This window comes from Hyphomonas chukchiensis (assembly GCF_000682695.1).
In the GTDB taxonomy this organism is placed as follows: Bacteria; Pseudomonadota; Alphaproteobacteria; order Caulobacterales; family Hyphomonadaceae; genus Hyphomonas; species Hyphomonas chukchiensis.
The window spans coordinates 1-10,792 of sequence record NZ_AWFG01000044.1; the positions used below are offsets into that span (position 1 = coordinate 1).

Here is a 10,792-nt window from a genome sequence, read left to right on the forward strand (position 1 = left end):
AGGGTCGAGCGGACAAGGTCTGCAAGAGTTACTGATCCGGGCTGAGTGCGCAGCTGGACAGAGTCGCGGGCTGTCGAAACAAGTTCGCGCGTATCTTCCAGGATCACAAGCCGGTCCCCAGTGCGGGCAATCTCGGCCAGCAGGGCATTGGCAAGCGTCGTCTTGCCCGAGCCCGTGCCGCCGACGACGAGAATGTTCTCGCGGGTCCTGACCGCCAACCGCAAGGCTTCGGCGTGATGAGGTGCCATTACGCCGGAGGCGACATACTCACCCAAAGCGACCACCCGTCCCGCTGGTTTGCGGATCGAGAAACAAGGCCCCGGCGCCACCGGCGGCAGGACGCCTTCGAACCGCTCTCCGCCCATTGGCAGCTCTGCTGACACGATGGGCGACGCTGCGTCGACGCGCCGGCCCATATGGCTTGCGACCAGCCGGATGACGCGTTCGACATCGCCAGCGGTGACAACCAGGCCGGATTCGGATCGGCCAGACCCATGCCGCTCGATCCAGAGCCTGCCGTCGGGATTGATCATGATTTCGACAACGGCGGGGTCGTCCAGCGCTGCAACAATCTCGCTCCCCAATGCCGTTATCAGCATGGCGCGGGTACGTGTCTGGCTTTGTACGTCACGCATCGGTCCGCACCTCGCCCATATGTTCGGGCTCGCGCTCAAGACTGGCCGCGTCCGCTGTCACATCCTCAACGGCATTCTGAAGAATGCGCTGGCCCGACCTGAGGGCCTCCGCGACCTGCCTCACAAAGAGGTCAAACCGCATGTCGCCCTTGGCCCGGGCGGCCTCGACCTGGTTGGCCGGCACCGGCGGCGTCACCGTCAGGAAATAATGCACGAAGGTCGCGAGCGTTTCGGCAAGGACGAGATTGTCCCGCTCGATCCGCCCGAATTGGCGCGTCAGTCGGTCGAGCCGGCGATTGATGGCGGCTTCGCGCTTATTGTCGGACTCGCCTGCCCGGTAGGCCGTTACTGCCCCATCGATGATCGTGCTTTCTGACAGGCCAGGGCGTTTGGCCATGGCCTTCAGCCAGTGAAAATTCTCTGGCGAGATATAGGGCTGGATCCGGAGCTTCATTGGCCATTCCCCGTGAGATCAATGCCGGTCGCCTGTTCGAGGCTGTCAGCCTGCACGAGGGCGTCGAAGAGACTAGCCTGCAGGGGATTGCACACCTTGCGCCGCGCCGTGCCTGGCTTCGAGGGGCCTGCAAGCCGCGCGCGATCCTCGGCCGCATCCCGCGCCTTCTGAGGCCCAAGGCCCTCGACTTCAGGCTCGAGCTCTGCAGCCTGCATCAGGCCTTCATGGATCGACCGGACCTCGCTGCCCCAATCATCAACCCGCACGTCCGGAATACAGGCCGCGAAGGCAGGGGCGTCTTTGAGACGTTCGGTGAAGTTCTGGTCCTCGTAATAGCGTAGCTTCAGCGCGCGCACCGGCGGGGAGCCTGCGACAAGGACGAGTTCCTGGTCTGCGGGCAGTTGCATCACTTCGCCGGGCGTCAGCAATTGGCGGGCAGTTTCCTGACGCGACACCATTTTGTGCGACAGCCAGGGCGCGAGCCGGTGGCCTGCATAATTCTTCATGGCCCGCTGTTCGGTCTTGGTGCCGAGTGCATCGGAAATCCGCTTCGCCGTGCGCTCGTCATTTGTCGCGAACGCCACCCGGACATGACAATTGTCGAGGATCGCATTCGAGGGGCCATAAGCCTTTTCGATCTGATTGAGGGATTGCGCGATCAGGAAGGCCTTGAGGCCATAGCCTGCCATATAGGCGAGCGTGCTTTCGAAGAAGTCGAGGCGCCCAAGGGCAGGAAACTCGTCCAGCATGAACAGGACACGCCGACGGGACTTTACGACCGGCACAGAAACCTGCGGCGTAAGCAGCCCGCAAACTCCGAGAATGTTCGCCAAAAGCGATCTGCCACGCGAGAATACCGAAGGACGAATCTCGAGATGCTCCGTCAGCCGCCGGCCCACCTGATTGAGGATGAGGCGCATCAGGGGCTTCGTCCGCGAAAGGTCCGAGGGCGGGACGACGAGGTAGAGCGAAAGCGGCCGGTCGCCGGACACCAGATCCTCGATCCGGAAATCGCTCCGCGAGGTGACTTCGGCAATCACCGGGTCGCGATAGAGCGACAGGAACCGCAGCGCTGTTGACAGCACGCCGGAGAGCTCGTTCTCCGCCTGGTTCATCAATTCTCGGGCTGTCTCGGCGACGACGGGATGAACCTTTGGCGCATCGCTGGTCCCAAGGTGGTTTGTCCGGAGCATGATCGACAGCGTCGTGCGGAATGTCCGGTCGGGATCGGCAAGGAAGCTCGATACGCGCGCCAGCGTCTTCTCGCGCTCGGCATAAAGGACGTGCAGGATCACGCCGACGAGCAGGGAGTTCGCCTTGTCGACCCAGTGCCCGAGATCTCCGAGCTTGCCCTGAGGGTCCACGAGAATATCGGCAATGTTCTGGACGTCGCGCACTTCGCAATGCCCCTTACGCACTTCCATCAGGGGATTGAAATGCGCCGAGACCACGTCGGTCGGGTCGAACCGCACGCAGTGGGAAAACTCCGAGCGCCAGCCTGAGGTCAACTGCCAATTCTCGCCCTTGATGTCGTGCACCAGAACAGAATGCGGCCAGGAGAGGAGCGTCGGGACAACAAGGCCCACGCCCTTGCCGGAGCGGGTCGGCGCAAAGGCCATGACATGATCGGGTCCGTCATGGCGGAGATAGGATCCTGATGCTTGGCCCAGGAACACGCCGGCTGGCTTCAAAAGTCCGGACTTACGCAAATCCTTGCCTTCCGCCCAGCGCGCAGAGCCAAACGTTGAGACCCGCTTGTCCCAGCGTGCGCGGAGGATCGACCCAGTTACCGCGATCACGATGGCCGCGACACCGCCCGAAGCGGCGATAAGTCCGCCCCGGTCAAACACATCCGGCGCGTAAGCATCGAACGCGTACCACCAGCCGAAGAAGGCCCAGGGCACGTACACCGGCATGTCGAGGATGACGAAGAAGGGTTCACCAAGCCGGGGTGACCAGCCAAGCGACCACGCTGTCCACTCCGTCGCGCACCAAAGCGCCAGGAGGACGACGAGCAAGACAAGGAGGATCTGCCAGAAGAGGTTCGTGCCATGTTTCATGACACTGAACCTGACCAATCATCGCCTCAGTCTCCAGAGAGGAAATTGGAGGAAATCAGGGGGTATTCTGAAGATTTCGGAACTGGTGAGTGGTGTGGGTGAAGTGCCGGGAAGAATTTGTGGGATCCAATTTCTTTGGGGATCGCTAGCCCGTTAAGCAAATTGTCGACAGTATTCGTATTATCGGCAAAGAATGGCAGGCTTAGTACTCTGATCAACAATCGACGTTGGCGTACGGTCCAACAACAGCCGTACGCGGGATTGCCACGTAGCTAAGACTAAGGAGTAGGCCAGCCGAGAAATATGTGCGCTAAGCGTATGGGTGCGCGATTGTTCGAGCGATCATGGTCTGTGTCGAAGGCAGCCAGCGCGATTACTTGTGATGGCTGAGTGATTAGCTTGCTGCTACCGTTCTTGCGCTGTCGAAGTTTCGCCTCGTATGATCCATCGCTTAAGGAGTGCTGGAGGTTGGGCACAATTTTTTCTTCGGGACCTGTTAGTAGCGCTACCATAGCTGCTGCAGTTTCATCTTGGCTGTAATATCCGTCTACGAAACGGCCCATACCATCATCACCCAGGTATGCCTTTCGGCTCGTCACTGTATGGCTGACTTTTTTGAATTCAAATACGAACACCATGGTTTGTTGGTCGTCGTTCCAATGAAAAGAGATATCCGTGCGCTTTTGCCAGATGATATCTCCGGACTCGACATCAAGATTTCCGACCTTGTTTTCGGCACTCCAAGATCCCAACAATCCGCGTTTGCGAGCTACAGTATCACAATGAAACTTTAATTTTGCAGTGAGGCGATCTTCTCGATCTTTCGGTTGGAAGCCTGGCGCGTTACGGCGAACAAGTTCCTGCCACGCTTGCTGAAGCGTTGCAGCAGCAGCTTCTACCGGTTGCCGCGGAAATGCGGAAATCCAGTCCGGCGGCGCCCCTCCGATAGTCATGCGACCTTCGCTGCTGCGTTGTTGAATTGAACTTGTTCGACAATTGTTTCGGCATCGCGGAACGCCTGTCGTAATGAGAAGTTGCGCCGGGTCAGGGGCCTGGCGATTATCAACGCGTCGTCGGTCCACACAAAAGCATCAGGCGCTAGTCCAAGGCCGAACCCGGCAGAGACCCGGCCAAATCCGTCGGCGCGGGCCTGATTAAGCAATGCCATCAAGGCATCGCTGTCGCTGCGTGCATTTGCTTTCGAGCGGAGAGAATTGTTCTGTTTGTAATAAATCCTAATTGCTCCCATTCCGCCCGCAGCGTGTGCGGAGCTTGAAAGAGCAGAAACATCAAAACGTCCATTGCCGTTTGTGCGGGCTATCCAGACGTCGAGTGCCGTCGCGAGTGCACGAACATAGGAACGAACGTCAGAAAGACCGGCGCGAGTTTGAGCTGGTGTGTCAAGATTACCGAAGCTACGCGGTCGGATTGATGGCAAAAGAAGCGCCACCGTTTCGGAGATGATTGCTCGTTCGAAGGCATCAATTGCAAAATAGTCGAACAGGTGCTCGTCGATTTCCGATTCCATATCTTCATATGCGCGGCGTTGCTCTAAATCTGGCAAACCTTCCAGTTTAAGCATCAACTCGACCGTTCTATCGAACGCCCTACGTGCTACCTCAGGCTTATCCGCATTCTCAGGTTCGTGGAATGGGAAACCGCCGATGTCTACTAGCCGGACCGCATTTCGCTCGCACAACATTGTCCAGGATCGGAACATAAGGACATATCGAGCCAACGTCGAACGCAAATAGGCTGCTACGAAGCGTAGGAGACGGGCGTCGTCGTGGGGGCCTGAAATAACACCCACACTCGCCGTAAAACTCGCTGTGCTTTCAGTGTACGCAGCCCGAACTGAAAGATCTTCTTTGGAAAATCCATCAGTATACAGAATGCGTGGACCTTTGAAGACTTCAAGGACTTCGTCAGAAATGTGGCTTACTTGATCAATCTCCTCGGGCCAAGGCTGTAATAGATCAGGATGCAGTACGGGGACACCAGCGCCCAGTGCGGTTGTGGCGACATGGGGCATTCCTCGGAGAGGCTCTGCGCTCACTGGCTCACGTTGCCGATCTATTATGTGAATGCCTTTGCGTGCTTGCCAGCGCCTTGTTTTTTTCGGGCCACTCCAATAATCGCCGAGTTCTCCGAACACCCCAAGTCGATGGAGTAAGGATTGGTCGAACGCGTCACCCCACATGAATACAGTTAGGATATCTTGCTGGTCGATTACTGCCCGTGTCGCAACGCTATGGCGATCGTTGGAAGAAAGTGTCAAGCGACCGTAGGCCAAACTCATGTCAGCCTTCGGCACACAGTAGTCAAACCGTTCCTCAACAGCGATCACCACTGGACGGGAGTTGCGCTTTTCAGCCAATAGCACGTGGCAAGTGTGTTCGGCGGAAGGAAAGAGTAAATTTTGAAAATCACCGAAGTTGATCAACCGGATTGGACGAGCAGTCTCGAATAGATGTTTCACGAAGGACTGCTTCGATGGCCCGAGAAACAAATTAATTGGAAGGATCAAGCAAAGGCGCCCGCCGTCGGAGAGAAACTCCAAGGCTCTGATTGAGAACGCCGCAGCAACTTGCCGATGTCCTACGGGGGCCTTCATCTGTTGTGCCCAAATGTCGGCGCTCGTCACGTCGCTGCCGCGTGGCTCGATCCATGGAGGGTTGGAAAGGACAAGAGAAAATGTGCGACCGTTGAATCCGTGGTCCGGGCTAAAAAAGTCACCTGTGGCTCCGAACAGAAGATTCACCCCTTTCAGCGTAGGGAGTTTCACTCGCTCTTTGCTCTGTGCTTCGCGGATATCTGACGGATCAAGGCCCTCCAATAGGGATAGATATAGACTGAACGCCGTCACACGACATGCCATTTCATTGATATCTGCGCCAAAGATGTGCCTGGCCAGCAACTGGCGGCGTTGCTTGAAACTAAGCGGCGAACCCTCGCGTGCTTCTGTCAGTGCGATCATCCGGCGAAAAGCTGTTGTCAAAAGAATTCCAGAGCCACACGCGCCATCGAACACTGTCTCCTGCAGTGGATCGGCCGACGCGCTGAAAGCCTGGTCAACAGCCAGCATTGCTAGGTGGCGTGGCGTGTAATAGGCGCCTGTTGACGATTGTACGTCTTCTGAAAGAAAGGACTCATAGAGTCCCGACAGCAACTCGACGGGAATCAGACTAAAATCGTAGTTCCAAAAGTCGCCTTGGCCGGTACTCATATCGGTGCGGTTAAGAAAACGTTCCAGCGCTTCAAATCCAAAAGCATTGAGAGACTGCCATGGATCGTGTCGGTCATCGCTTAGGAAGTCTCCGTTGAAGTCTTCTTTGAGCCTGTCAATAAGGCGGCGCACTCCGCCAATGTCGCGTTCTGTAACCAACTGATGCAGGCGTCCAACCTTATGGTGAGAGCGATATACGTCGCTGACTATGCCGCGATGTTCAAGATAGGAAACGAACAGCACCTGACCCATGAGTAATTCAGCCAGACGTCGAGAAAAATCGTCTACTGGTAGCTCGCCGTAACCAGCCTGCGCCACCTCGCGCACACAAACCGACAAGTTTGTGAGAAGCATGCGATCAACCCGATCCCCAGCGTCGAACCATTCTGGGAGACGGCGTGCGAGACTGTTTGAGGATACGTCGAAACCGGAGAAAGGCCCGTCTGGACGTGCTTCTTCCGCAGTGACAATTTCTAGTGAATCCGGAGCCTTGATAACCGGTCGAACCAATACCCGGTCACTGTCAATTTCCAAGATGATTTGCGCTAGGTTCTGATTCCACACACGCTGCCGAACATGGTTAAGCTCTACCTTCGTAAGCGGAGTTCCATCTCCACTTACGAAAACCACGGTAGGGACGCCGTCAACATCGAACACAGCCCGGGCACGAATCGAACCGTCCTCGGCAAGCAGAGCATTCAATTCTGGCGCATATGGGTGGCGCGGGTCGACATCGGCAGCGCTACGATGGAGAGACTTTCCAAAATCGGCATAACCGAGACGTCGGAGCCATTCGTCGAAGATCGTGTCAGTCATTGGGGAAACCTGTTGGACTAGTGCCTAACGGCATAGAACAAAAGACGAACATTTGCCAGTGATTCGGTAGCCATTTGACTGCACGGGGCGCACGTTTCATGCTTGCCTCCGTCCGACATCACGCCCGCTACGCTCAAAGTCGACTCGCATAGTTCTGATTTCGGTTGCCGGAAATAAGTCAAACTGTTGCGATCGTGTTCGTGGGCTTGCTTTACCGAACGCTCCGCAAATGGCTTCCAGATGGTCATGAAGAGGTAGTTTGAGAAAGGCACAAGTCGGGCCAAACTCATCGGCCCGCGATAATCTCCACGGTTCGCTTGGGCTGCAAACAATGGCGGTTCCATAAAGCGCCAGAAATGAATGTTCTGAAAGCACCTCACGTAACTCGGAAAACTGCGGCGCATGGGCTTGGAGTTGTAGGTGAAACTCCTCTTTCAGCTGATTGGCAATCCGAATGATGAGTACTGTTCTCCAACTGAACTTTGCCGCATTGCCCTTTCCGGCTGCGGGTATATCTGCGGGTATTAGCGCACGGCGCCGCGTCCACTCGCGCAGAACCACAGCGGACAAGCCAGTCAATTCGATTACCTTGGATGTTGATACGTAAATCACGTGGCCCTCGGAAATGGGTCTTCTGCCCATTCTTAGTTAAGAGTGGGTAAAGGACTCGTTCTCCTGAGTAAAGTCTAATGGACGAACAGAGCCTTGGTGTGGCGGCGCGGAAGGGCGGCGTTCACGCTGCGCGTCGCCATCTAAGTTCGGATTGCATACACAAAGAATGATTGGCTCAAATAGTAATGGAGGCACTGGCCAAACTAGTGCTACCAATATTAATCCGCTATTCCAATCCCGCGCCCCAGCGCCCACGAAATCCGTCCCCCGCGCACGACACCCGACACGGCCATCCCGCGCCGCTGCTCCAGCACCTGCCGCCAAGGTACAATCGTAAAATCCCTCTGCCGCTCAATCACCGCGAACTTCCCACTCACCCGAGACACATGCTCGCGATACGTACCATCGACATGTCCTCGTTCCGGCGCTGGCGAATATGGCTTACCGATCTCTACGCTCAGCGTCCGGGCAGCTCGCGCGAAATCTCGCTTCATCAACTCCGTCTTCTGTGCCGCAGACAAGCCAGTGCCAGCCGCTACCTTCATTCCAATCCCCGTCAGAAACGCCCGTCGCTTCACCTGCGCCTCAGCCACCTCTTTTCCGAATCCGAGCGGCACGCCAGACGGGGCAGGGACGTCATCCAGCCAGGTCACACCAAGGGCCGTTTCCTGATCTGCCAAGCCAAGCTCCGAGCGAACTAACACCTGCGCCGCCCGTAACCGCGCCTGTGCCCGCTCGTACGAACTCGCTCGGTCTAGATAATCCGGTGGAACCTTCCACTCCGCATCAGCTGAACGCTCTGCATGACCAGCCCGCCGCAAAGCCTCCAGCCGTCGCACATGAGCCGCGACAAATTCCGGGCTGTATCGGGGATCGTCCGCCTGGTGCAGACCTGCCGAATAGCTCCCACCATTCGCGCGTGCGATCCGATCAATCGTGATGTCTGACGGCTTCGGTTCAATGTTCGGCGGAGACACCGTCACAATCGCCCCGCGCTTTACTTCCTCGACCTCGCCGGCGACACCCAGCTCCACAAACACGGCGCGCCCATCCAGACCGTCGATGATGACATAGGTCCGGTCATGCGCTTCACCCGTAAGACCCGTCTGAAGAACCACGCCCGTCACGCTCCGCCCGCCGGGATCGGACTTGTCGAAGATAGCGTCCGTATCGAGCCGCCGGTCACCGCGTCCGGCAAGAGCACGGTTCATCGTCTTGATGATGTCGTGCCTTTCCGACAAGCCCCGCAAAACCTCGCGGAAATTCTCCTTCATCTGCCAGCGTCCAGCTCCGAGTTTCTCTGCAAGCCCAAGCCGTTCCAGAGTCCGCAGCCGCGCGGCATGCAAAGTACGATACTGTGAAGGACTATCCTTCAACCGAAATTCCTGTTCGGGACCTACCTGACGCGCGATAAAATGATCGATCCGTGTCACGCGCTCGGCAGCGATATCCGATTGAAGTTTGCGCTCCTGCTCGAGCCGAGTTTCAGGCCCGAGTTCCAGCGTTACAAGGTCCTCGGCCCGCTCCCGGATCCCATGCGAAATATACGCCCGCGGCATGACAAGGTCAGAGCCATCTTCACGCCGCCCCCGGATGACCAAATGCGCATGCGGCCGGCCCGTATCATGGTGGACTGCGCCGACCCATTCGAGCCGCGTCCCCAGATCGGTTTCCATCTGCGAGACGAGATCACGGACGAAGGGCTTGAGGTCTGCCATTTCGGCGCCGTCTTCGGGCGAAACAATGAACCGGAAATGATGCCTGTCTTCGGTAATGGATTTGACGAGATCGGACGCGTTGGCATCCTCGCTCATGGCGTCAAACAGTTTCCCGCGATCCTTCTCTTCCAGCGCTGCGTCGCGCCGGATGTATCCGATGTGGGCTGCCAGTGCCGCCACGCTCGATGCCGACATGCGCACAATGCGTGCCTTGACGATGACGCGCCTCTGCCCACCGCGTGCACCGATACGGGGCCGGGCGGGAAGGGTAGTGCGGCGAACGCCGCCGACGGACGACAGCGCCTTCGTCATCCGCGTCAGATAGGTCTTCGCGCGCCCCCCTGATCCGGCAGACCGAATCCTGCCAGGTCTGGGAGTGAAGGGATTGTCCTGCGGCGTGCTCATTTGAACCGATCCAGCGGAAAACAGGCCAGTTTCTGCGAATGGAACCATGCCAATCTGTTGCCGTCATTGAGGTTTCCATCAGACCACAGAGCTGCATCCTGAGCTGTGGAGCCATAAAAATCGATGTGCAGACAAGGGACTAGGCCCTCATTGGCTCCATGAGCTTTTATCTTGCATTCCGATCTGCCCGTAACCGTCCGAGTCCTGCACATCGATTTGGGGCTGCAAAAGCACTGCATGTCGGGTTCCTTTCCCTTGAGGAGTCCAATGATGAATTTGAAACATTTTGAGAACAAGGCGCACCGGACCTATTGGAGCGTGCACATTGAAGCGTGGCGCCGGAGCGGGCTTTCGCGCTCGCGATACTGTCGCGATCACGGTCTGAGCCGGCGCACATTTTCGAGCTGGATGATCTATCTGATGGGTCGGGACGAAGCGCGGAAACATGAGGAATATCAAGCTGAACTCCGCCGGGAACAGACGCTGAAAAACCTCGAAAAAGGCCGCACGCGAAGGCAAAAGGGCCTGCGGTTCGGGGCGCGGACGGACATGCAAAGCCGGGCGGTTCAGGCCTTCTGGGCGATGCATCTGGAGGCGTTGAGCTGGAGTGGAATGAGCCTTCGCCAGTACGCGATCGCGCTGAATCTTTCGCGCCATGCAATGCAGAAATGGCGTAAGCGACTGGAGGATGGTGAACTTGAAATCGACTGGCGGGCACAGCTTCATCCCTCCGCCCGTCCGCGCGTTAGCACTAATGCTAGCACTAATGCGTCTGAAACCGACTTGACTCCGAAAAAGGGTGCATCGAGACGGGCGGCCCGGCGCTTCTTCAGTGATGAGCAGAAGCTCGCCATTGCGCTCGAAAG

General features: G+C 57.3%; 8 protein-coding genes. 1 reads left to right on the top strand and 7 read right to left on the bottom strand.

The features are described 5' to 3' along the window. From HY30_RS13830 to HY30_RS13855, 7 genes are all read right to left on the bottom strand, one after another. On the bottom strand, nucleotides 1-635 hold a 635-nt coding region (locus tag HY30_RS13830; RefSeq protein WP_034741802.1), incomplete at its 3' end, for an ATPase, T2SS/T4P/T4SS family. Further along, nucleotides 628-1,089: a hypothetical protein gene (locus HY30_RS13835; RefSeq protein ID WP_045695782.1), complete on the bottom strand. Its 462-nt coding sequence runs from the start codon at nucleotides 1,087-1,089 to the stop codon at nucleotides 628-630. The genes HY30_RS13830 and HY30_RS13835, both read right to left, overlap by 8 nt. Continuing rightward, entirely contained in the window at nucleotides 1,086-3,149 is a 2,064-nt protein-coding gene (traG, locus tag HY30_RS13840; protein WP_051615497.1) for an IncP-type conjugal transfer protein TraG, read from the bottom strand. The genes HY30_RS13835 and traG overlap by 4 nt, the downstream gene beginning before the upstream one ends. A gap of 278 nt (nucleotides 3,150-3,427) precedes the next feature. Continuing rightward, entirely contained in the window at nucleotides 3,428-4,102 is a 675-nt protein-coding gene (locus HY30_RS13845) for a hypothetical protein (protein ID WP_034741805.1), read from the bottom strand. Continuing rightward, the gene (locus HY30_RS13850; RefSeq protein WP_034741808.1) at nucleotides 4,099-7,191 is read right to left on the bottom strand and encodes an HsdM family class I SAM-dependent methyltransferase; all 3,093 of its coding nucleotides are present in this window, start codon (nucleotides 7,189-7,191) and stop codon (nucleotides 4,099-4,101) included. The genes HY30_RS13845 and HY30_RS13850 overlap by 4 nt, the downstream gene beginning before the upstream one ends. 96 nt (nucleotides 7,192-7,287) lie before the next feature. Then, nucleotides 7,288-7,803: a hypothetical protein gene (locus HY30_RS20055; protein ID WP_146740241.1), complete on the bottom strand. Its 516-nt coding sequence runs from the start codon at nucleotides 7,801-7,803 to the stop codon at nucleotides 7,288-7,290. A gap of 218 nt (nucleotides 7,804-8,021) precedes the next feature. Continuing rightward, complete coding sequence (locus tag HY30_RS13855; RefSeq protein ID WP_034741820.1) at nucleotides 8,022-9,926, bottom strand: DUF3363 domain-containing protein; 1,905 nt, start codon at nucleotides 9,924-9,926, stop codon at nucleotides 8,022-8,024. Between the two features lie 267 nt (nucleotides 9,927-10,193). On the opposite strand from HY30_RS13855, the gene tnpA reads away from it, so the two are divergent. Continuing rightward, nucleotides 10,194-10,792, top strand: a 599-nt coding sequence (tnpA, locus tag HY30_RS13860) for an IS66 family insertion sequence element accessory protein TnpA (protein WP_051615499.1), incomplete at its 3' end; no start/stop codon positions are given.